Genomic DNA, 21,346 nt, shown 5'->3' on the forward strand with positions numbered 1-21,346 from the left:
AGATCACCGAAGAGCCCAAAATTCGTATAGAAAGCAGTCGTCCCAGCATGAACCTCCGCCACGTCGTCGAGTCGCAACAATTCACTGTGCCTTTGTTGATGGAACTCTTCGATCGCACACGGCTGATGGAACGCATCGTGGCGCGCGGCGGGACGCTCGACTACCAGAACCGCATCCTTGCCAGCTTGTTTTACGAGCCTTCGACGCGGACTCGGTTCTCGTTCGAAGCCGCGATGCATCGACTCGGCGGACGGGTGCTCTCTACCGAGCATGCGCGGTATTTCTCGTCGGCGATCGAGACCGAGCAGGTGGAGGATTCGATTCGCATCATCGGCAGCTATAGCGATGTGATCGTGATTCGACACAACCAGGAAGGCGGGGCGCGGCGAGCGGCAGCAGTGTCGCCAGTTCCGGTCATCAATGCCGGCGACGGCGAAGGCGGGCAGCATCCGACGCAGGCACTTCTCGATTTGTTCACCATCTATCGCGAACGGCCTATTGAGGGACTGAGCGTGGCGTTCATCGGCGAACTCGATCGCGGGCGGACGGTTCGGTCGCTGGCGTATCTGCTGGCGAAGTTCGATCGCGTGAAGATCTACTTCGTCAGCCCGCCGGAATTGCAAATGAAGCCTGACATTCTCGAGTACCTCGACCGTCATGAGGTGAAGTACGAGATCGAGGCGGACATCAATAAAGTCGTGGGCGAAGTGGACGTCGTGTACCAGACGCGGATTCGGCCAGACCGCGTTAGCAGCGTGGCGAGCCAAATGCGCTATGCGATTGACTCAAGCGTGCTGCCGAAACTGAAACCGAATGCGATGATCCTGCACCCGCTGCCGCGCACGGTGGAACTCGACAAGACCGTGGATTCGGATCCGCGGGCGTTCTACTTCCGGCAGGCCGCCAACGGCCTGGTGGTGAGGATGGCGCTGCTGACGATGCTTTTAGATCGATAAAGATTTCCGGGCGCCGCTGGCTGCGGCGCCTTTTGAACGTTAAGCTTGAAAATGGAGAGTTGGTAAGCTATGGCAGTCATGGAAAGTCTGCAAACGAAAGAACTCATCGAGCTCGAAGAAAAATACGGAGCTCACAACTACCATCCCCTTGACGTCGTCATCGAGCGCGCCGAGGGCGTTTGGGTCTACGACGTTGAAGGGAAGAAGTACCTCGATTGTCTGGCGGCCTACTCGGCCGTGAACCAAGGCCATTGCCATCCTAAAATTCTTAAAGCGTTACTTGAGCAATCGAAGAAAGTGACGTTGACATCGCGGGCCTTCCGCAATGACCAGCTTCCGCTGCTTTGTGAGCAGTTGCATCAGTTGAGCGGGATGGATGCAGCCCTGCCGATGAACTCCGGCGCGGAGGCCGTGGAGACGGCGGTGAAGGCCGCGCGCAAGTGGGGCTACAAGGTGAAGGGCATTCCGGAGGGAAAGGCCGAGATCGTCGTTTGCTCGAACAATTTCCACGGGCGGACCGTCACCATTATCAGTTTCTCGACCGACGAGCAGTATCGCGACGGCTTCGGGCCATTCACGCCCGGGTTCAAGGTGATTCCGTTCGGCGATGCGAAGGAATTGAAGCACGCGATCACTTCGAATACCTGCGCGTTCATCGTGGAGCCGATCCAGGGTGAAGCGGGGATCGTGATGCCGCCGGATGGATTCTTAAAGGAGGCGGCGCAGCTCTGCCGCGATCACCGTGTGCTGTTTGTGTGTGACGAAATTCAATCGGGACTGGGTCGCACCGGCAAGCTGTTTGCCTACGAGCATGAGGGGGTCAAGCCGGACATGATCATCGTGGGCAAGGCGCTGTCGGGTGGTTTCTACCCGGTGTCGGCGGTTCTGGCGAGCAAGGAAGTCCTTGGAGTATTCAAGCCTGGTGACCACGGCAGCACGTTCGGCGGCAATCCGCTGGCTTGCGCGGTGGCTCGCGCGGCACTCACGGCGTTGGTAGACGAGAAGATGGTGGAGCGTTCGGCCGAGCTCGGTGCGTATTTCCTTGCCAAGCTGAAGACGCTGAAGAGTGACAAGCTGAAGGAAGTCCGCGGACGCGGGTTGTGGATCGGTATCGAATTGACTGTGCAGGCGCGGCCGTACTGCGAGGCGCTGAAGGAACTCGGCATCCTCTGCAAAGAGACCCACGATCACGTTATTCGCATTGCGCCGCCGTTGGTCATCACGAAGGAAGAGATTGACTGGGCGTTCGAGCGGATCAAACAGGCGATTGAGAAGTAGTTTTCTTTCGCGAAGGGACGGGCTGCTGCGGCAGCCCTTTCTTATTGCACGGCTTTTTGGAGGAGCATGCCGGCGCCCGCGAGGTTTGCTATTAGACCTTTCGGGACGCCATGGCGTTCGCGCAGATAGTCGGGATCGTTATAGCTCACCCAAACCTTGCCGTCGGCGTCTTCCCATACGAGTGCCTTAAGCGGCAGATCGAGCGCCAGAGTGGGCGCCGCGACCATGAGAGGTGTACCGGCTTTCGGGCTGCCGAAAATGATGACTTGGGCAAAGTGCATTTGGAGGCCGACCCTCGCGGCTTCGCCGCTGTGATCAATGACAGCAAAGATAGTGAGGCCTTTGTCTTTGAGAGCGGTCTGGATGCGCGAGACAGTCTCCGTGGCGGAGCGGGCGCTCGGGAAGTGGATCATGCCGTTTGACGGTAGGGAACTCATGGCTGCGGCTCCTTCATTGCGCTATGAAAGATGCCGCGGTCACGCGAAGGATTCACAGAGCGGCGGCCATTGCGGGTAGAGGGACCGCCGCTCTCCGGCAAACTATCCGCGCTCTTTTGCGCCCTGGAGTTCCAGCACCTGCACCTGCAGTTGCTTCACTTCCTTGCGCAGTTCGACTTCGGCGGAGTGGATATGGTGCTTGAGCACTTCCACGCCGCCCCAGAGGAACATGATGCAGGCGAGAAACGGCGCGCGCGGGAGCTGCGACCAGGTGTCGCCGAACCAGAGGTACGCGGCGGCACTGATGGCGCAGAAGATCCAGAACGACGTGGCGATGACGCGCTCAACACGGATCCGCCTGCGGTCTGTTTCCACGATGGTTGCGACCTTCTTGCGGTAGTCGGCGAGTTCGCCGGAGTCAGGAAGTTGCGAGAGCAGTCGGTTTTGCATTGGATTTTCAGGCATTGTTTTCTCCATCCATGATCTTGCGTAGAGCTTTCTTGGCGTAGTGCAGGCGTGATTTGACGGTCCCCTCAGCGCATCCAACGATCCCCGCGGTCTCGGAGACGGTGAAGCCTTCGAGGAAAAAGAGCGTCAGTACCTCGCGATGCGATGGTTCGAGTTTGTCGAGGGCATCATGGATTGCGCGCGCATCGTCGGCGTCAAACGAAGCCGGCTCGGCGATGTCGTCGGTTTCCAACTCCGGAGATTCAACGGCTTCGCGACGGTTGCCGCGTCTTAGGTCGTCAATCGCTACGCCGTGCACTATGCTGTAGAGCCACGGGCGCAACGAGCCAGGATCTTTCAGCTTGCGCATGCCCCGGAAGGCTCGAATCCAGGCTTCCTGCAGGACGTCGAGTGCGCGGTCGCGATTGCCGGTGAGCTTGAATGCGTAATACAGCAGCGGCATTTCCAAGGTGGACACGAGAGCGTCGTAAGCACCGTCTTCGTTGGTTTGGCACCGGAGCGCCAGCCATTCGTCGCGAGTTCGAGTCTCGGAATCCATCTGCTTATATGTCGCTGGGCGAGGCCAAAAGGTTCAAATAGAAAAACCCCACCCTAACTGCGCTAGAGTGGGGTACCCATTCAGCGACCGTTAGTGGGCGTGGATTTCGTCTTTGTACACCTCGCCGCCCTTCATCACGAACTTCACTCTCTGCAGTTCTGTGATGTCCTTCAACGGGTCGCCGGTGACGGCGATCAGGTCACCGAACTTGCCGGCTTCGACGGTACCGATCTTGTCGGTCATGCCGAGCAGGTCGGGCGCGCCGATGGTCGAGCTTTGAATGGCCTGGAGTGGCGTCATGCCAAGATCGACGTAGGTCTTGAATTCATGACCGTTGAGGCCGTGCGGATAAACGGCGGCGTCGGTGCCAAAAGCGACCTTCACGCCGCTGGCGAACGCGTGCGAAATGTTCTTGCGGAGCAGGGGTAGCACGACATTCATTTTGGCTTTCACGTATGGCGGAATGCCGATCTTGTCGGCGTTCTCGGGCAGCCACTCGGTGAGATAGAGCGTGGGGACAAGGTAGGTGCCGTGCTGCTTCATGAGCGCGATGGCTTCATCGTTGATATAGGTGCCGTGCTCGATAGAATCCACTCCGGCCTCAGTCGCCCACATAATGCCCTGCACGCCGTGTGCGTGCGCGGCGACCTTGCGGCCGAAGCGGTGCGCCTCGCTGACGATCATTTTCATTTCCTCGAGCGTGTACTGCGAGTGCTCGGGGTTATCGCCCTTCGACATAACGCCACCGGTGGCCATGAACTTGATGACGTCGGCGCCGTACTTGATGTTGTCGCGGACCTTGTGCTGCACGGCGTCAACGCCGTCGGCAACCCCGTCGCCGTAGGAGTGGTCTTCCCAGGGTTGGAGATTGTTATCGCCGTGGCCGCCCGAGATGCTCAATGCCGGACCGCTGACGAGCATGCGCGGGCCAGGGACGTGGCCATCGTTGATGGCATCACGGAGAGCAACATCGGCAAAAGCACGCGCTCCAACATTGCGGACGGTCGTGAATCCGGCTAGGAGCGTGATGCGTGCATTTCCTGCGCCATTCAAAGCTTCTTTTTCCGGCGAGATCGTCAGGCCCTTCAGGCCGACATCGCCGGCGTCATAGGTGAGGTGCGTGTGCGCGTCTGTGAGTCCGGGCAGCACCGTCGCGTTGGAGAGATCGATGACCTTCGCGCCTGCCGGAGGAGCGCCTGAGCCGACGCTCTTGATTACGCCGCTCTCGATGACGATGTTGACGTTGTTCTGGTACTGACCAGTTTTGACGTCGAGCAGATGGCCGGCTTTCACGACGACCACGTTGTTGGGAGTGGATTGCGCGAAGGCAAGCGTACAGAGGAACAAGAGAACCGCAATCAGCCTTTTCATCAGTAGGGCAACTCCAGGGAAATTGTGAATCGCCGGATTGTAAAACAAAAAGCGTCAGGCATGTCGCCTAGCGCTTTGAACTCACCAAGGACTTGCCTCACCCCATCTTATGTCCGCAGTCGTCGCAGAACTTGGGCGCGGTATCGAACTCCTTGCCGCATTGCGGACACTTCGGCTTAGCCGGGGCCATGTGACCACCGCACTCCGGACAGAACTTCGTACCCACGTTGACCATGGTTCCGCATTGCGCGCACTTGGTCTTGGCGATGGCTTCGGTGCCGCATTCGCTGCAGAACTTGCCGTTGATCTTGCCGCCGCACTTGGGACAGGTTCCGGCTGCCTCGCCCTCGAGGTCGAGGTTCTTGGTCATGTCCACGTTTTGCAGCTTCTGGTGGATCTGGTTGATCGTCTCTTCGTTCTGGGCGACGGCGAGTTCTTGCTGGATATCCGGCGCGCACGCATTGCACAAGCCCTTGGTCGCGTTCCAGCAATTCTCCGGACAAACCCACTTGCCGCAGCGCTTGCACTGCTTGAAGAGCTGCTTGATCTCTTCGACGGCCGCGTGAAGGGCATCGTCATGACCTTTGCCGCCGACTGCGCGCTGGACCTCAAAGGCGCCCGATCCCGCGCGGCTAATGGCGCCACCGAACAAGTTGCCGGCTGCGCGTAACAGGCTCCCAGCGGTGCCCACCACCGAAGGCTTGAACGTGCTCATGTACCCGTTATGACATTTGTCGCAGTAGAACTTGTACTGGTACCCAAGGTCCGTGGAGAGATCGTCGTAGTTTTCGGTGAACTGGATGTAGGACATGACGGATTTACGTTATCGCAAGTCTCTGGAGGCGGCAATGATTGAGCATGCGCTTCCTCTATGTTTTCGGGAAGAATCACGTTTTGGAAGAATGAGCGGGACAGATTGTTGCGAGGATAGGGGTCCTTCGACTGCGGGCTTCGCCGTTTCGCTCAGACATGTGGTTATTTCTTTGTTGCGGCCCAGTCGTAGATCTCACCGGTCGCGCGCATGAGTTGGAGTTGCGTCTTCTGGTACTCCAGTTGGGCGTCGAGATAAGCGGCGAAGCGATCGGAGGCGTCCACGCGGGCGTTTTCGACGTCGCGGGCGGTCGCATTGCCGGACTCAAGGCGTCCCTGCGCGGCATCCACACCGGTGTTGGCAATTTCGTATTCGAGCTTTGCGACGTCAACGGCGGCGGAGATCTGAGCGAGCTCGCGCTGCAGCTTGAGTGTCTGCTCGGTAACCTGGTCTCGCGCGTTCTCAGCTTCTTTCTTTGCTTTGATCGCATCGGCGTCAGCGGCGGCGGCGACATCGCGCTGCGAAGCACTGAAGATCGGGAAGCGGATATTCAGCCCGATACTCGCGTTGTTGCGCTCGTACTTCTTGTAGAACTCGTCGTAGTTGTTGTACTTCGCGAGCATCGCGTATTGTGCGGCGAAGTCAACCGTGGGCATCCACTGCTTGTGTTCCGCCTTCGCTCTCGCATCTTCAGCCTGGGCCTTTTGATCGGCCGCTTTAACGACCGGGCTGTTGGCGATGGCGATCGATGCGAGATCGGTCTCCTGCTTCACCTCGGGAAACTTCGGCAGCGATTGGGTCTCGGTCTGGAAGTCGGCGGCGCCGATGCCGGTGAGTTTCGAAAGCCGCTCTCGGAGTACGTCCACGTCCGCTTGCAATTCCGCGATTTTCATCCGGGCGCGCGCAGAGTTCAATTGCGACTTCTTCAATTCCAACTGGCTATCTACGCCTTCGTTGACGCGCTGCGTGGTGATGAACTCGGCCTTGTGCGCAGCGTCCTCTTGTTGCTTTAGGACTTTGAGCTTCGACAACGCGAGATCGAGCTGGAAGTATGCGGTTGCAGTGTCGAGGATGACCTGGTTACGCCGGTCGAGCGTTTGCGAAGAAGCCGCTTCCCACTGAAACCGCGCGGACTTGATGTACTCGCGCTGCGGCATGTTCAGCAGCATGGAGTAGGTGTTGAAGTTAAGGATAGATGGCGCCGCCCCTTCCAGGGTCAGAGGGAATCCGAACGAATAGCCGAGGCCGGAACCGATCACGGCGTTGGGAATATAGGCGTGCCGGGCCTGTTGCAGACCGGCTTGCGCGTGCGCTTCTTCCGCAGCCGCGATGGCCATCGTCCCGCTATGTTTCAGGGCTGCATCGATTGCTTTGTTAAAAGGAACTGTCTCAGCGCGCAGCGTGGTCGCCGCGAGCAGAGAAAGCAAAGCGAGCTTCTTAAAGGAATGTCCCATTCTTGCGCTTCAACAACGCTTCAGTATAAACGTGGCTTCGTGGCGATAAGGAAGCGGCGGATCACCCTTGCAGCTTATCCAGCGCGGCCTGCGCCTTTTTGAACTCACTCGCCATGCTCAGTGCAGAACGATACTCGGCTACCGCTTCCGAGGATTTCTTCATCTTCTCCAGAACCTGACCCATCAGGTAGTGGGCGCGGAAGGGCGGAGCATCTTCGTCGAAGCGGCCTTCAGCGAGGTATTGCTTGAGGTATTGCACGGCGCCCGGCAGGTTACGTCCAGAGCGGTTAAGGATCGAGGCCGCGTCGTACAACACCGCAGACGGGCGATCCGCTCCACTAACCGCCGTCACGATCGCCTGCTCCATCTCCGGATAACGCTTCTGTGTTTGATAGAACGACGCAAGGTTCAGGTAATAAGGCGCTGGGTTCTTGGCGTGCGCAATCGCCGCGCGGAACTCCTGCTCCGCGACATCCAGGTCTTTTTTCTGTTGCGCCATGCGGGCGCGAATGAGGTGCGAGGCGGCTTCGTCGAAGCGGGCGGTTGCGTCTGCCTGCTGTTCGGCCTTGTCCATGCCGCCACCCATGAAGCCGGGAGCCTGGATGTAATACTCCGAAAGATCGAGCCGTGCCTGGCTCGCGACGGGATTCAACTGCACCGCGCGCTCGAACTCATTCTTCGTCTTTCGTGCAAGCGTCGCGGCGCCAATCATTCCAACCGTGTCAGCTTTTTCGCCGTAAGCGCGTCCCATCCAGCCGTGAAATTCGCTGCTGTTGGGCTGAAGCTTCAACGCCTTCTGATTGGCGGCAATGGCGTCGTCCCAGTCTTCAATCGCGTAATACGCCCGCGCGAGAAGATTGAGCGCCTCTGCATCGGATGGGTTCGCTTTTACCTTCTGCTGCAACTGGGTGATAGCGTCATCGATGCGACCAGCGCGGATGAGCTGAACCTCAGCATCGGCGGCGTACGCAGCAGGCGCAAGTCCGCTGAACGTAAGTAGAAGACAAAAGGTAAAGAAACGACGCATCATTGTCCGGCTACTTTGACCTTCATCCCGTCCTGCAGGGGCTGCATGTTCAGGGAGTTCAACGCGACGAGGGTCTTTTCCGGGAGGCCGGAAATCTCGACGCGCGTAAGGTTTGAGATGCCGGTTTGGATGTTCTGGCGCTTGATGTGGCCGTCAGCAACCACGTAAACGTATTTGTCGCCGCCGTCCTGGCGTACGGCTTCGCGCGGCACGGTGATGACATCGTTCTTTTGCGCCGTGATGATCGAGACCGTCACGTTGATATTCGGCAGCAGCTTGCCGTCGTCGTTTGGAACGTTAACCAGGATCTCGCCGACCATTCTCGTGCCACGCGTTACGACCGTGGATGGAACGCGGGTCACGGTGCCAGTCCAGGTGCGGCCGGGCAGTGCGTCCCAACTCACGTTGACCTGCTCGCCTTGCGAAAGGCGACCAAGGTCCGGCTCGTCAATGAATGCACGCACTTCGATGGTCTTCAATTCAGCTACGCCAACCAGCAGATCGCCAGGATTGACGAACGTTCCTTCGCGTACCGGCAGGGAATAGACCGTGCCTTCCACGTCAGAACGGATGTTCGTCTGTCCGAGAGTTGCTTGTGCGGCGTCGTACGTTGCCTGCGCTTCTTTTTCCGAAGCCTGCACCCGCGTTGCATCCTGTGGAGAGTAGCGCTGGGTGCCAGTCTGCTGGAGAGAGCTCACCGCTGCTTCTGAAACTCTGAGCTGGTTCTCAGCAGCCTGTACTTCCGCCGGAGAGGCAGCCCCGGATTGCAGCAACTTCTGTAGCGCGGCGAGATTGCGTTGCGCAGCATCGCGGTCGGCCTGGGCCTTCACCAATTGCGATTGGCGATTGATGACCTCTTCGCGGCTGCCGCCGTTCTGCACGGCGGCTTGCTCGGCTTGGGCGGTCTTCAACTGGGCAAAAGCACGTGCCGATTGAGCGCGGACGGAGGCATCATCAAGCGTAAGCAGGATCTGGCCTTTTTTTACGTGGTCGCCCGCCTTGACGTAGATCTTTTGGACGGTAGTGGAAATTGGGGCGTGCGCCTGGAAATCCGCCACGGGTTCCACTTTACCGTTGGTCGAAATGGTAGCTGTGAGCGAGCCGCGCTGCACGCGGTCGGCGCGGATGGATGACGTTCCCTTGCGGGTGACCAGCATGGTCGCCCCGACAATAACGGCAAGCAGCAGGATGCCGGGCACGAGCATGCTGCGACGGCCACCGTGTCCAATACCGTTGCCGTTCAGATGGTTATGAGAGGTTGCGGCCATGCGTCTCGAATTTTTTAGTATAGCGTACTGCTCTGTCTGATCCGGCGTAGTAGCAGGTTCGAAAGGAGCGATTTTAGGCATTCCAGCCATCCCTCATTGGACGCAATCTGACGCCATAAGTTGCGAAAAACAGCATCTACTTTGGTTCATGACACCCATTGTCATTTAAGCGACATCTGAAGTGGCAACAGCAAGCGACATCAGCGGGTGTGAACCCCAGGCAGTATGCCGGTTTCGCCGAGTTTCACCCTTCGCCACAGGGATGCGCCACATGTCGGAACGGGCCGAATCAAAAGAGCTCGCGGTTTTGAGTCCAAAGAGTCCAGCTGCTCACCAAGTCGAACCCGAAGCACCAGCAAAAGATGCGCCGAAACCTCCGCGGCACCGAAAGCTAACGCTGCGCGGGTGGAAGAACGTTCTTCGACGGAGCGCGGTCGACATCGATAACAACCACATTATGGCGTTCGCCGGATCGTTGGCGTACTACTTCGTGCTCTCGTTGTTTCCGGCGCTAATCGCGTTGGCTGCGGTTGTTTCGCTGCTACCGATGCCAGACTTGTTCCAGAACATCATGTCGGTGTTCGGGCGTGTGCTGCCAGACGAGAGTATGAAGTTGGTGTCGAAGGTGGTTGCCGACGTCATTCGTCCCCACAGCGGCCGCCTGCTCTCGTTCGGATTGATCGGCAGCCTTTGGACAGCGTCCAGCGGCTTCAGCGGAATGATTGAGTCTCTGAACGTCGCTTACGGCGTTCCAGAGACTCGAGCCTGGTGGAAGACACGCTTGTTGGCGATCGGCTTGACGCTCCTCGTCGGCGGCATGCTCACGGTCTCGATTCTCTGTATGACCGTTGGCCCACATTTTCTGGAAATCTTTGCGGACAAAATCGGATTCGGCCCGATGTTCCTGCTCACCTGGAAGATCGTCCGCTGGCCAATCGCGTTTGCACTCGTTGTACTGTCGATCGAAGCAATTTACTTCCTGGCGCCGAATGTGCGGCAACACTTCATGCATACCCTGACCGGCGCACTGATCGCGGTGGGGGCGTGGGTCGTGCTTTCGTTGGCGCTGGGTGTTTACTTTGGGAAGTTCGCGCACTTCAACAAGACCTACGGGGTGCTCGGCGCTGCCATCGGATTGCTGACCTGGCTCTACTGGACGTCGCTGGCGATCCTGGTCGGAGGGGAAGTGAATTCGGAGATCATCCAGGAAACAGGGGATGGCAAGCTGCCCCTCAAGCAGCCGCCGCCGGACAAGGTGAAGCCTGTGCCGGCAGATGCGGCGCAGTTGGCGGCCTAAACCGCCGATGCCATTTAGAATGGCTGTATGCCGAAACAACCTGCCTATACTGCGGAGCATGCTGCCGCGGGCTTAGACGCCAACTTCCCCGAGATCGAAGTCTGGCCGAACCAGTTTCCGAATTACGAGATCGAGATTGATGTGCCCGAGTTCACGTCGGTATGCCCCAAGACCGGACTTCCAGATTTCGGCACGCTCTGGATTCGCTATATGCCAAACAAGAGCTGCCTCGAGCTGAAGTCGCTCAAGGAGTATCTGTTCACGTATCGCAACCTCGGCATCTTCCAGGAAAACATTGTGAACCGCGTGCTCAACGACGTGGTGAAGGCAACAAAGCCGGTGTGGGCCGAAGTGCGCGGCGTGTTTAATGCGCGCGGCGGGATTGGGACGACAGTGGTGGCACGGTATCCGAGGCCGAAGAAGTAGCCGCTACTCTGGCGGTTGTTTCGCTCCTGGTTGGTAAGAACAACCGTCCGCCTCCCCGGCTTTCTTGCTCGCATACAGCCAGCATGCGAGATGGAGTGCTGGCTTCTCATATCGCGGAAACCATTCGAAACTGGCGGTCGAAACCGCAAGGTCTTCGACCTTCATCCAGGCAGTCTCGGGAATGTGGGTGCGATCGGTCCAGAAGTAAACGCTGCACTGAGTGCGCGGCGCGCAAAGCGTGTCGCCGACGCGTTGATAGTAGTCGCGTTCGCGCTTTATGGATTCCGGAACTACCACGAAGTGAATTGTGCCGTCGCCTGTTCCATCGGGAACGGCGCGAATTTCTTCCCAATCTCTCGGCGTCTGTGGATCCCAAGATTTGCGGTCGTACCGACTCGTGGGCGCCGGACCTTCGTCATACTTCAGCACGGGATGCGTGTCGCGCGTGCAGCGATGATAAGTCGTGTCGCCGGTCTTGATCTCAGTTTCGCTGATCACCTTGTAATGCGGGTCTTTGGTGATGTACGTCGGACGGCTCTGTTCGGGATCGTCACAACCTCCGGGTCCGCAGAATGCAACTGAGTACTTACCCTCGCCGCCGTGGTGCATGATCTGCAATCCAAATGCGTCGTCGCACTTCGCTTTCCAGAAGCCAGTGAAGTCTTTTAAGTCGTCGCGCTCGCCGGGATAGTCGTCCTTCGCGAGCACTTTGCGGATGTCACCTACCGTCTGGTACTTCGCTTTCGTCTTGCCGGCACCGTAGTCGTAGGTGGTGCTCTGCTTGGTTTTTGTGGTCTGTACGCCCAACTCCAAGATGGTCCAACCCTGGAGCGACAACTCGTCCGGGATGCGCGCATTGTCCGCTGTAGCTAGCTCTCCCGAGAGTCCCATTGACTCCTGCTTTGGAGGTGCGGACTTGGTCCGATCGGATTGATAGAAGGAGAAATTCAAGACATATTCGATCGTGTTTTGTGCGGTGCGTTTTATATTTCCACTAACCGTCCACGGCGGCGCAAAGTAACCCTCCGCACTCATCGTCGCGAGGTGAATGCCTGTTTTCTGGTTGGCGTAATCCACCGTTTTTGAAGTCTCGATCTCGGCGGGCCCTTTCGGGTATATCTCGCCAAGAATGCGCTTTACCAGTTTCAGATTCAGTGCCATCGCGTCGGCGCCATCCATCTCGTAACCCCCGGGCGCGATGTTGCCGCGCACTGCCATAACGCGGCCACCGACGAGTAGGACGTCGCCTTTGTAATTGCCTTCGGGCCCTCTCGCATCGGTTGAAAACTGGATGTCGAAGCTCTGCGTGTCGAATTGACCGCGCCATGACGCGTAGCCTTCCTGGCCTGCGTCCGTCTGCCGCATTGAAAACTTGTTTAACGAGTCCCATGCGGTCGGTTTCCCGCAGGCCTCGTCGCAGTCGCTTTGTGCGAGGAGCATGAGTGAACTCAAGGCGACGAAGATAAGCAGAACGAATGCGCGAAGCGGGCGTGTGGTCACTGGATGTCTTCTCTGCGCGACAGATTAGCGACGTCGTTGCCGGTGCGTCTAGACAATTCAGCGAGTGTCACGCAGGCGCGTGATATCCTCTCCGCCACCCCATGTCCTCCAGCATCACAGCGCGTTCCATCGTAAGTCCTGCCGCCGCGCGCGTTACGCTGCTCATCCTCACGCTGCTCAACTTCTTTAACTACATCGATCGCTCAATCCTGTTCGCAGTGCAGCCGCAGGTGCAGGCGGAGTTCCATTGCAGTGACCGGCAGATCGGCTTGCTGACCTCCGCGTTTTTCTTCACCTACATGTGTTTTGCACCTTTCGTCGGTCCGTTGGCGGACCGGTTTACCCGCAAATACATCATGGCAATTGGGGCCATCGTGTGGAGCGTGGCCACGCTGCTCACAGCCGTGACGCATAGTTACGACGTGCTGCTCTTCCGCCATGCCATTGTCGGCATTGGCGAGGCGACATTCGTCACCATCACGCCGTCGTTTGTCTCCGACCTGTTTCCCGAAGAAAAGCGGGCGCGCATCATGGCCATCTTCTATATGGCCATTCCCGTGGGAACCGCGATTGGATACCTGGTGGGCGGATATCTCGGCCATCGCCACGGATGGCGAATGCCGTTCTACGTCTGCGCGATTCCCGGCATGATCATGGGTTTGCTGCTGCTGCTGGTGCCCGAGCCGGTGCGCGGATCCCACGACACCATCGTCGCGACCCACGAACGTTCGTCGTTCTTAGGACTCTTCCGCAATGGCGCGTTCTGGACTTGCTCGCTGGGCATGGCGATGATGACCTTCGCTGTCGGCGGGCTGCAGGTGTGGATGCCCACATTCCTCAACCGCATGCGCGAGATACCGCTCGACGCGGCCAATTTCCGGTTCGGACTGCTCACTGTGGTCGGCGGGCTGGCAGCGGCCTTCGCTGGCGGATGGCTTGGCGATCGTATGCTGAAGCGCAGCGCGGGCGCCTATTATCTCGTCTCCGGGATTGGTATGGCCGTGTGCCTGCCCTTCATGATCGTCGCGATTACGGCGAAGGGCCCGATTATGTACGTCGCAATCCTGTTGGCGGAGTTCTTCATCCTGCTCAATACTGCGCCATTGAATGCCGCGCTGGTGAACTCGGTCTCAGCGAACATCCGTTCGACGGCGGTAGCCGTGAACCTGTTCACCATCCATCTGCTCGGGGATGCGTTCTCGCCAACGATCATCGGCTGGATCTCCGACAAGACCAACCTTCAGGTCGGTTTCATCCCGACGGTCGTCGCGGTTATCCTTTCTGCTGTGATCCTCTTCATTGGTATTCGCACTGCTCCCAAGATCAGCATCGCGGGTTCGACTGGCGCCCACGCATGATTTGGTGGCACGCGCATTGGGAGGCGCTCGTCGCCTTCGCGATTGGCTTGGTATGGCTCTCGCGTCTGCTTGCCGCGTCGCGTGGCATGCCGAAGCTCGCAGAGATCTCTCGTCCAGAGTGGGACCTGCGGCCTGATCCCGCGCCGCGTGTGAGTATCGTGGTTTGCGCGCTGAACGAGGAAGGGAAGATTGAGCCGGCGCTACGCTCGCTGCTGGAACTGGATTATCCCGATTACGAAGTTGTGGCGGTGGACGACCGCTCGACGGATCGCACCGGCGAAATCATGGACCGCATCGCCGAGGAGTATCGCGCCAACGCGCATCATCACTTGCGCGTCGTTCACGTCACCGAGTTGCCGCCGGGCTGGCTCGGCAAGGTTCACGCTATGTGGAGTGCGACCCGCGTCGCGGATGGCGACTGGATCCTGTTTACCGATGCCGACGTGGTCTTTCAGAAGGAAACTCTACGCCGCGCGATCGCTTACGCAGAACGCGAGCGCGCCGATCATGTCGTCCTGTTTCCGACGATGCTGATGTACACTTGGGACGAGCGCATGATGATCGCATTCTTCCAGGCGATGTTCGTGTTTGGGCATCGTCCATGGAAGACCGCCGACCCGAAGTCGCGCGACCACATGGGCGTCGGCGCGTTTAACCTCATCCGCCGCAGCGTCTACGAGAAGATCGGTACCTACGCGCGGATGAAGATGGCCGTGGTGGACGACATGAAGCTCGGCGAGATCGTAAAGAAGGAAGGTTACGCGCAACGCAACGTCTTCGGCCGCGACCTCATTCAGTTACATTGGCATTCCGGAGCGCTCGGAGTCGTGCGCGGGCTAACCAAGAACTTCTTCGCCATCCTGCGCTTCAATCCTTTCCTTACGCTTGGCGTGATCCTCGGCATGCTGCTCTTCAATCTCACGCCGTTTGTCGGGGTCTTCCTGACGCACGGATGGGCGCGCGCGGGGTACGCGCTGGCCTTGGCTTCGATTGCCGGCATTTACTACGGAATGTCGGACCGCTCCACGATTCCGTGGTATTACGTGGTGCTGCATCCAGTCAGCACGGTGCTCTTCGCGTACACCGTGGGGAGATCGATGGTGGTCACGCTGGCGCAGGATGGGATTACATGGCGCGGAACGCATTACTCGCTCAACGAGCTGCGGAAGGGCGTAGACGTTTAGCGGCTCTACACAAACACAATCGGGTTCCTCTGCTCCTGCGCAGCCCTCACCAGTACCGACATATCTTCCAGAAACTTGGCCGTGATTTTCGAGGCGCGCGAGCCAAGGCGGTCTTTGGCCGATTGCAGTTCCACATCAAGCGGAATGAGCTCCGATTGTTCGACGATGTCGCCACTGTGCGAGTAATCGTAGAGCACCCGATCCGTAAGAACGGATTCAGCGGCCCCCAGCATGGGGCCGAGTTCCTTCGATACTTCGACGATCTCGTGCGAAGTGCCCAGCTTGATGCGGACTGCTTGCCGCTCCTCGCGAGGGTGGACCTTCTTTTTTTCCGGATCGGTGAAGTAAATGGCTCCCGTGCGGACGTCAACCTCGGCGCCTTCCTTCTCCATGTCGAAGGGTAGGTTCTCCTTTGCGCGATAAACCACGGCAATCAAGCCCATGAACGCACCTCGTCTCAGGACATTGATTGCAGTCTATTCCGGTACCGAGTCGTCGTTCATGGGATCCGCCTGGTCCTGCAGCGTGCGTTTCGTTTTGGAACGCTTGGCCTTCTTCCCATGGAAGCTGCCGGCGCTGAAGTTGCCGTGGCGCGCAACGTCGTAATTCTTCGGCAGCGGCGGGATGTGCCAGGCGATTTCGCCGTGGATTTGCGAAGCCTCGCTCAGCACAATCTCCGGACGCCCCTGGTAGAGCTTGATCAGACCGTCGATTTCGATCTCCTGCTCGGCAAGGGTGCGGACGTCGCCGATGTCCTCAAGCTTGGAAGGGAAGACCACAACGGTAAACGGACAGAGTTGGTAGTTCTCACAGAAGTTCAGGTAATGGGTGCCGCTGGCGCTGGCGGTCACCTTCAGCACACGTCCGCGAATGCACACGATTTCGCCAATGTGTTCGGGAGCTTTATCAATGGGATAGCAGTCGGCGCGCAGGCAAATGGCGCTGCCGAAGCACAGCGCCACGCACAACAGGGCCCGGGTCAGCATTATTTCGTAGGTTCCATCTTCAGCACATCGTTAAAGCGGTTGAAGTAGTTGAAGAGCCCGATCGCCGCCGCGAGCTCGATGATCTGGCCTTCGTCATAGTAGCGGCGCAATTCGGCCCAGAAGGCGTCGTCCACCTCGTGGGGGCGCTGTGTTTCGCGTTCGGCCAATTCGAGGGCTGCTTTCTCGGCATCCGTAAAGTCAGTGCGATTGCGGAAGTTTGCGAGGTCGGCGATTTGTTCCTTCGACCAGCCGTGCTTTTCTGCCAACTGGCAGTGGGAGTTCAGTCAATACTCGCAATGATTGAGCTGCGAGGTGCGAACGATGACCAACTCTTTCAGCTTTGGGCCGATGGTGCCGGTCTCCATAACCGCCCGGAAATGCGCGATCATAGTCCTGAGGATCTCGGGCCGATGCGCGACCGTCCGAAACATGTTCGGCACGTTCCCGCGGACCTTCATAAAGTGGTCGTAGATCTCGCCGGTGGGCGCGTCGACTTCCGATTTGTCGAGACGTCGAATTCTCATCACTACCTCTTTACGTGAAATGCAAGCACCTAACAATCCTACGCGGGTGGATGCTTTCCCGGAAACGGAAGCAAACGCGGCGGGAATAACCCAAAATACATTCGGCGCATCCAACGAGAGTTCCACCTAGAATGACCCAAACTATGGCCGTCCAAGTCACCCTGTATCTGAATGAATCCGACCGCTGGCACAGTCGTCCGTTGTATTTGGAGTTGCTGAATTATCTGCGCTCGGAAAACGTGTACGGCGCCGCCGTGTTTCACGCCGTCGCAGGCTTTACCGGCCGCAGCCGCGTAAAAACCGCGAGCCTGGTGGATGCCGGCGGCAATCTCCCGCTGGTGCTCACCTTCGTTGACCTCGACGAGCACGTCCAACGGGTGCTCCCGAAGCTAAAAGAGATGGCCGCTCACAGGCTCATCGTGCGCGAGAACGTGGTGGTGGAGCAGGGAAGTTTGGATTAACCGCCGTCAGCACGCCCATGGCGCACAATTCTGACTCAAAGTCTGCATCTCTTCCGCTGACAGTCCTAGCCGCTTCAAATTCACGATCGCGTCGCTCGGCATCTGGACACTGAAATCCGATCCGAACACAAAATGTTTAAACCCGATCCTCCGGATCTCCTGAGCGAATCCCTGTGGGCTGTCATCTGGCGCCGGAACAAATGACAAATCAAAAAGTATCCTTCGCGTCCGCGGGTCGTTCCTCACGATGTGGTCTCCAAAGGTGCGCAGGACCGCGAGATTATTCCCATTGCGGCTCGGCATACCTCCACCGGCGTGCGCGATCTGTACCCATGAATCGCCGGCACTGGGGAGAATCTCGGTGATGAACAACTCTGCGTCGGATGCGTTGAAGTTTCCGCCTCCCACGTGAATCACCATCGGTAGGCCTTTTTTCGCTGCTTCTGCCAGGATGCGGCTTACTTTCTTTCGGTCCTCCGCGTTCCTGACGTTCACCGCGGACGCGTTGAAGTGCAGCTTAAGTCCGGCGAACTGCGACTTCGCACCCCAATAGCGGACTTCCTCGACGGCTGAATCCTGCAACGGATTCACGGAGAAAAACCCAACCAGTCGCTTGGGATACTTTGCCACTTCGGCGGCCGTGAACTCATTTTCCAAACGAACCTTCTTGGCTGTCTCGCCTGCGGAAAGATGGACCGACGGCCTCGCATACAAATAGGCGCCCGACAAGATCACGCCCTTCGAGACATGTGCGTCATCGAGAGCTTTTATCGCGTCGGCGGCAAGCACCGCTGGGGGCTGATCGGATTTGAGACACTCGCAATCAGGACAATCACCAAGGCGCGCGCACAGATCGGCTGACGATAAATGCATGTGGTGATCGGCCCGCCACGATTGAACAGCTCGGGCGTTAGACGATTGCGCAGTAGCGAAGGGAAGGAGAGCAAGAAATATGCAGAGAACTGATGTGCGGCGCAGTCCGATCATGGTTCGCGAATATACCAGTGAGGCCTGTGGATCGGGATTACCTGTCGCCTAGTTCTACGGCTTCGCTCCCGAATCCATCTCCGTATACCCCGTGATCTTTGACTCGACTTTGAACTTCCGGTAATCGCTGTAATGCAACACCACATTCGCGCCTTTGCGGCTGAAGAGAATGCGATACCCGAGGTGAACCTCCCCATACGATGGCATCCAAATTTCGCCGTTCACTTTCTCCTGCTCGAAAATGATGTTGCCACCCTTCTTCACCGACGCGAGACCGGCTCCCACCTTGAATCCATCAAGCAGATGAGCTTCCAGGCGTACGGCCTGCCTGGCGTCTTCATCAATCCAGATCGTGCCGCCGAGGGATTCCAGAACTTTCTCGGAAAGATTGTGCGGCTTGAAGTCCGCACGGGGCGCGAAGTCGAACGCATACACTTCGCGGCCGCGAATCGTCTCGCGACGGAGGTTGTAGAAGCGATCCGCGGCAAGAAATTTCGATAACGTGATGGCGTCTTTATCCGGCTCTTCGCCGGCTTCTTCTTTGCGAATTCGCTCGCGGGCTTTTTTCTCTTCCTTCGCGACCTGCTCGTCCTGCTTCTTCTTTTCAGAGTCGTTAAGAGGCTTGCCGTCTTTCACCAGCAGCCTGTCGATCTCCCAGGCGCCGACGAAGAACACCTCGTACTCGTTGACTTCGGTCTTCTTGACCTTGCCGTCGTCGTCGGTCTCCTGCACGTCGTCCCGGCGATGGAAAATGTAGTTTTTGCGCGAATCTTCAAGCTGCTTCTGGTTGGCGACCACAGCCTTGATGAGCGACTCGGCGTCGGGCGCCGGAGTGTCGGCGGCGACGAGAGACGTTGCCATAAGCAGGAGCAGAACGCGAGACCACATGCGCAAAAGACTAGCAGGCTGCGTCGCCGATTACGAACCGCTCTTCAGCAGTCGTTCGATCTTCTGCTCGCAGACCGGAAGATCCACCACGCCAGCATAACTTGCCGAGATCGTTCCATTGCGCGCGATCAGCACGCTCTGCGGCATCGGCCCCACATGATAGTGCTCCGATAGCGTCGCATCGCCCAACACAACCGGATAGTTCAGCGGATGCTCCGACAGGTACGGCTTCACCGATTTCCACCCGTCGTCATCCATCGCCGCGCCGACGATGACCAACCCCTTCGGTCCGTACTTCTTCTGTAACTCGACAAACCACGGCATCTCCGTTTTGCAACCGTGGCACCACGTCGCCCAGAAGTTCAGCAGCACGACTTTGCCCTTCAACTCGGCGAGGTGCACAGGCTTGCCTTCGGAGTCGGTGAGGTTGAAATCTGGAGCTGGCTTGGGCTGGCTGTCGGCGGCAATTGCCGCCGCCGACAGAATCCAGATTGCAATTGCCATGAAGCTGCTGGCCCGCTTCATTGCCCACCCACTGCCTGCGAAAACTGCGGAGTTCGCGGCACGAGTGCGTTGAGGGCAAACTTCCACAGCTTGCCTTGCTTAAAGGCTCCCGGTATGCGTCCACGGCTGGCGCGGAAGCGCAAGGTGCGCTCGGGGACGTTCAACCGCTTGGCGGCTGCATGCAGGCAAAGTACGCGCCCTACAGTCGTTACATGTTCCATACCTTCTCCTCATCACGAAAGAAATTTCATTTTCGGAGTGCCGCGCCGGCGAAACGAGCGCGACAACAATTGCCATAAAGGCAAAGTGGAAGTGTGGAACGAAGCTAGATACGCAGAGGAAGGGGCGCCGCAACCGGCGGATCGAAATCGAAACTCAGAGCTGCTGCGCGAACGCGGCTAACGTCCGGCACTCGCAGTCCGCGGCGGAACTCAGCATTGACGCAAAACGCTCGCGACGAAACTACAGCCAGCCTTGGCTGCAAGGTTCGTTGTGCCGTCGCCTTCGGCAGGGAAGTCCCCGCCGGATCGAGCACCAGCACCGTCTCGTACGGCCCGTTCGCGCTGAACAATCGAATGGTCGCAACTGGAGGGAACGACGAATCGAGCAGTGGATCGGCAGAAGCTTTGTGGTGGAAGGTGCAGACGAGCTTGCAGTGTTTCGCGTCAACAAAGACCGAAACTTCCCAGCCCGTAACCGGCGTCCCCGCAGCGTTTGCATAAGCCAGGCTGACCTGCGGCTGCGCTGTGGCGTATTGCGGATCCAGCGGCAGGACGAAGACTGGATCGTCCGCACTCAGCCCTGCCGGATTGTGGGCTGTCGCTCGCGCTGACGTGGCAAGGCAGAGGAGCACCGCCAGCATCCAGCAGAAGCGAAGGTCGTACGAACGCCGCACGAACCGAAGTATAGGCAGTAACGCGGCGCGATTCAACCGACCTTGCCGGAAATGTGCGCTCGTGGCCTTCGCCGCCGGGTTGGTCTTAGCCCACTCCATTCGCTATACTTGTTTCATTCTTATGGGTTACCTGCGAAATATTGGCGCAATCGCGAAAGGCATGGGCATCACGTTCTCCGAGATGTTCAAGCCCACCACTGTCGAAAATTATCCCGACGGCCCCGGTGTTCTGCGCGGCGCGGTCTTCCAGGAGCGCTTCCGCGGCATGCACGTGCTCCAGCGCGACGAGAACGGCCTCGAAAAGTGCGTGGCCTGTTTCCTGTGCGCCGCCGCCTGCCCATCGAACTGCATTTACATCGAAGCCGCCGAGAACACCGAAACCAACCGCGTGAGCGGCGCCGAGCGCTACGCCAAGGTCTACAACATCGACTACAACCGCTGCATCTTCTGCGGCTATTGCGTCGAGGCCTGCCCCACCGACGCCATTACCCACGGCCACGGTTTCGAGCTCGCCACCTTTAACGCCAGCAACCTGGTCTATCGCAAAGAACAATTGCTCTCTGGGAAACCGGCACACATCGGCGCCAACGAGATTTTCGCCAGCGATTCCCGGGAACAGCAGCGCCTGGACCAGAAAGCAGCGAAATAACCGGTATTAGATAAAGAATGGAAATCCTGCAACTCCGCCAAAAGCGGAGTTGTACTCTTTGCTGCTGTCTGCTAAATTT

The 21,346-nt window shown here is 58.3% G+C and carries 26 protein-coding genes; 8 read left to right on the forward strand and 18 right to left on the reverse strand.

Annotated elements, in window-relative coordinates:
* Positions 1 to 47 precede the first annotated feature (47 nt).
* Together pyrB and rocD are read left to right on the forward strand one after the other, a co-directional pair.
* A complete protein-coding gene (pyrB, locus tag ACID345_RS09330) occupies positions 48 to 956 on the forward strand; it encodes an aspartate carbamoyltransferase (protein WP_041856498.1) in 909 nt (302 codons plus the stop codon).
* A gap of 69 nt (positions 957 to 1,025) precedes the next feature.
* Positions 1,026 to 2,234, forward strand: a complete 1,209-nt coding sequence (gene rocD, locus ACID345_RS09335) for an ornithine--oxo-acid transaminase (protein WP_011522625.1) — start codon at positions 1,026 to 1,028, stop codon at positions 2,232 to 2,234.
* Positions 2,235 to 2,275: 41 nt separating this feature from the next.
* Here rocD and ACID345_RS09340 read toward each other — a convergent pair whose 3' ends face one another.
* The 8 genes from ACID345_RS09340 to ACID345_RS09375 form a co-directional block, all read right to left on the reverse strand.
* Positions 2,276 to 2,671 (reverse strand): DUF302 domain-containing protein, encoded by a 396-nt coding sequence (locus ACID345_RS09340; RefSeq protein ID WP_011522626.1) that lies wholly within the window; start codon positions 2,669 to 2,671, stop codon positions 2,276 to 2,278.
* A gap of 102 nt (positions 2,672 to 2,773) precedes the next feature.
* Complete coding sequence (locus ACID345_RS09345; RefSeq protein WP_011522627.1) at positions 2,774 to 3,136, reverse strand: hypothetical protein; 363 nt, start codon at positions 3,134 to 3,136, stop codon at positions 2,774 to 2,776.
* The gene (locus ACID345_RS09350) at positions 3,129 to 3,677 is read right to left on the reverse strand and encodes an RNA polymerase sigma factor (RefSeq protein ID WP_011522628.1); all 549 of its coding nucleotides are present in this window, start codon (positions 3,675 to 3,677) and stop codon (positions 3,129 to 3,131) included. Before ACID345_RS09350 ends, ACID345_RS09345 begins: the two co-directional genes overlap by 8 nt.
* 90 nt (positions 3,678 to 3,767) lie before the next feature.
* On the reverse strand, positions 3,768 to 5,048 hold the full coding sequence (locus tag ACID345_RS09355; protein WP_011522629.1) for a metal-dependent hydrolase family protein: 1,281 nt from the start codon (positions 5,046 to 5,048) through the stop codon (positions 3,768 to 3,770).
* Between the two features lie 97 nt (positions 5,049 to 5,145).
* On the reverse strand, positions 5,146 to 5,859 hold the full coding sequence (locus ACID345_RS09360) for a zinc ribbon domain-containing protein (RefSeq protein WP_011522630.1): 714 nt from the start codon (positions 5,857 to 5,859) through the stop codon (positions 5,146 to 5,148).
* A 164-nt stretch (positions 5,860 to 6,023) separates the two neighbouring features.
* Positions 6,024 to 7,313, reverse strand: coding sequence for a TolC family protein (locus ACID345_RS09365; protein ID WP_011522631.1), 1,290 nt, complete (start codon positions 7,311 to 7,313; stop codon positions 6,024 to 6,026).
* 61 nt (positions 7,314 to 7,374) lie between these two features.
* Positions 7,375 to 8,343: a tetratricopeptide repeat protein gene (locus ACID345_RS09370; RefSeq protein ID WP_011522632.1), complete on the reverse strand. Its 969-nt coding sequence runs from the start codon at positions 8,341 to 8,343 to the stop codon at positions 7,375 to 7,377.
* Positions 8,340 to 9,608 (reverse strand): efflux RND transporter periplasmic adaptor subunit, encoded by a 1,269-nt coding sequence (locus ACID345_RS09375; RefSeq protein WP_049761838.1) that lies wholly within the window; start codon positions 9,606 to 9,608, stop codon positions 8,340 to 8,342. Before ACID345_RS09375 ends, ACID345_RS09370 begins: the two co-directional genes overlap by 4 nt.
* A gap of 271 nt (positions 9,609 to 9,879) precedes the next feature.
* Here ACID345_RS09375 and ACID345_RS09380 point away from each other — a divergent pair, with 271 nt between their 5' ends.
* A complete protein-coding gene (locus ACID345_RS09380) occupies positions 9,880 to 10,905 on the forward strand; it encodes a YihY/virulence factor BrkB family protein (protein WP_011522634.1) in 1,026 nt (341 codons plus the stop codon).
* Between the two features lie 27 nt (positions 10,906 to 10,932).
* Positions 10,933 to 11,331, forward strand: a complete 399-nt coding sequence (queF, locus tag ACID345_RS09385; protein WP_011522635.1) for a preQ(1) synthase — start codon at positions 10,933 to 10,935, stop codon at positions 11,329 to 11,331.
* Positions 11,332 to 11,334: 3 nt separating this feature from the next.
* Here the strand turns inward: queF and ACID345_RS09390 are convergent, their stop codons facing one another.
* Entirely contained in the window at positions 11,335 to 12,831 is a 1,497-nt protein-coding gene (locus ACID345_RS09390) for a hypothetical protein (RefSeq protein WP_041855570.1), read from the reverse strand.
* Between the two features lie 101 nt (positions 12,832 to 12,932).
* Here ACID345_RS09390 and ACID345_RS09395 point away from each other — a divergent pair, with 101 nt between their 5' ends.
* Positions 12,933 to 14,189: a spinster family MFS transporter gene (locus ACID345_RS09395; RefSeq protein WP_011522637.1), complete on the forward strand. Its 1,257-nt coding sequence runs from the start codon at positions 12,933 to 12,935 to the stop codon at positions 14,187 to 14,189.
* Positions 14,186 to 15,373, forward strand: a complete 1,188-nt coding sequence (locus ACID345_RS09400) for a glycosyltransferase (RefSeq protein WP_011522638.1) — start codon at positions 14,186 to 14,188, stop codon at positions 15,371 to 15,373. Before ACID345_RS09395 ends, ACID345_RS09400 begins: the two co-directional genes overlap by 4 nt.
* Positions 15,374 to 15,378: 5 nt before the next feature.
* On the opposite strand, the gene ACID345_RS09405 is transcribed toward ACID345_RS09400, so the two are convergent.
* From ACID345_RS09405 to ACID345_RS27205, 4 genes are read right to left on the reverse strand one after another with little or no spacing between them, the layout of a single operon-like run.
* Positions 15,379 to 15,816 carry a hypothetical protein gene (locus ACID345_RS09405; RefSeq protein ID WP_011522639.1) on the reverse strand — a complete coding sequence of 146 codons (438 nt, stop codon included), beginning with the start codon at positions 15,814 to 15,816 and terminating at the stop codon, positions 15,379 to 15,381.
* A gap of 33 nt (positions 15,817 to 15,849) precedes the next feature.
* Positions 15,850 to 16,359 (reverse strand): nucleic acid-binding protein, encoded by a 510-nt coding sequence (locus tag ACID345_RS09410; RefSeq protein ID WP_011522640.1) that lies wholly within the window; start codon positions 16,357 to 16,359, stop codon positions 15,850 to 15,852.
* On the reverse strand, positions 16,359 to 16,625 hold the full coding sequence (locus ACID345_RS27200; protein ID WP_011522641.1) for a carboxymuconolactone decarboxylase family protein: 267 nt from the start codon (positions 16,623 to 16,625) through the stop codon (positions 16,359 to 16,361). Before ACID345_RS27200 ends, ACID345_RS09410 begins: the two co-directional genes overlap by 1 nt.
* Positions 16,626 to 16,643: 18 nt before the next feature.
* On the reverse strand, positions 16,644 to 16,883 hold the full coding sequence (locus ACID345_RS27205; protein ID WP_011522642.1) for a carboxymuconolactone decarboxylase family protein: 240 nt from the start codon (positions 16,881 to 16,883) through the stop codon (positions 16,644 to 16,646).
* A gap of 131 nt (positions 16,884 to 17,014) precedes the next feature.
* Between ACID345_RS27205 and ACID345_RS09420 the strand changes: the two genes are divergently transcribed.
* A complete protein-coding gene (locus tag ACID345_RS09420) occupies positions 17,015 to 17,344 on the forward strand; it encodes a DUF190 domain-containing protein (RefSeq protein WP_011522643.1) in 330 nt (109 codons plus the stop codon).
* 6 nt (positions 17,345 to 17,350) lie between these two features.
* Here the strand turns inward: ACID345_RS09420 and ACID345_RS09425 are convergent, their stop codons facing one another.
* The 5 genes from ACID345_RS09425 to ACID345_RS09445 all read right to left on the reverse strand — a co-directional run bounded on the left by ACID345_RS09425 (position 17,351) and on the right by ACID345_RS09445 (position 20,717).
* Positions 17,351 to 18,217 carry an amidohydrolase family protein gene (locus ACID345_RS09425; protein ID WP_187148978.1) on the reverse strand — a complete coding sequence of 289 codons (867 nt, stop codon included), beginning with the start codon at positions 18,215 to 18,217 and terminating at the stop codon, positions 17,351 to 17,353.
* Between the two features lie 168 nt (positions 18,218 to 18,385).
* Entirely contained in the window at positions 18,386 to 19,192 is an 807-nt protein-coding gene (locus ACID345_RS09430) for a hypothetical protein (protein WP_148210063.1), read from the reverse strand.
* A gap of 57 nt (positions 19,193 to 19,249) precedes the next feature.
* On the reverse strand, positions 19,250 to 19,723 hold the full coding sequence (locus ACID345_RS09435; RefSeq protein ID WP_148210064.1) for a TlpA family protein disulfide reductase: 474 nt from the start codon (positions 19,721 to 19,723) through the stop codon (positions 19,250 to 19,252).
* A 17-nt stretch (positions 19,724 to 19,740) separates the two neighbouring features.
* Positions 19,741 to 19,944: a DNA-binding protein gene (locus ACID345_RS09440; RefSeq protein WP_041855573.1), complete on the reverse strand. Its 204-nt coding sequence runs from the start codon at positions 19,942 to 19,944 to the stop codon at positions 19,741 to 19,743.
* Between the two features lie 104 nt (positions 19,945 to 20,048).
* Positions 20,049 to 20,717, reverse strand: a complete 669-nt coding sequence (locus tag ACID345_RS09445) for a hypothetical protein (protein WP_011522647.1) — start codon at positions 20,715 to 20,717, stop codon at positions 20,049 to 20,051.
* A 22-nt stretch (positions 20,718 to 20,739) separates the two neighbouring features.
* Between ACID345_RS09445 and nuoI the strand changes: the two genes are divergently transcribed.
* Complete coding sequence (nuoI, locus tag ACID345_RS09450; RefSeq protein ID WP_011522648.1) at positions 20,740 to 21,267, forward strand: NADH-quinone oxidoreductase subunit NuoI; 528 nt, start codon at positions 20,740 to 20,742, stop codon at positions 21,265 to 21,267.
* The last annotated feature ends 79 nt before the right edge of the window (positions 21,268 to 21,346 follow it).

This window comes from Candidatus Koribacter versatilis Ellin345, assembly GCF_000014005.1.
Lineage (GTDB): Bacteria > Acidobacteriota > Terriglobia > Terriglobales > Acidobacteriaceae > Korobacter > Korobacter versatilis_A.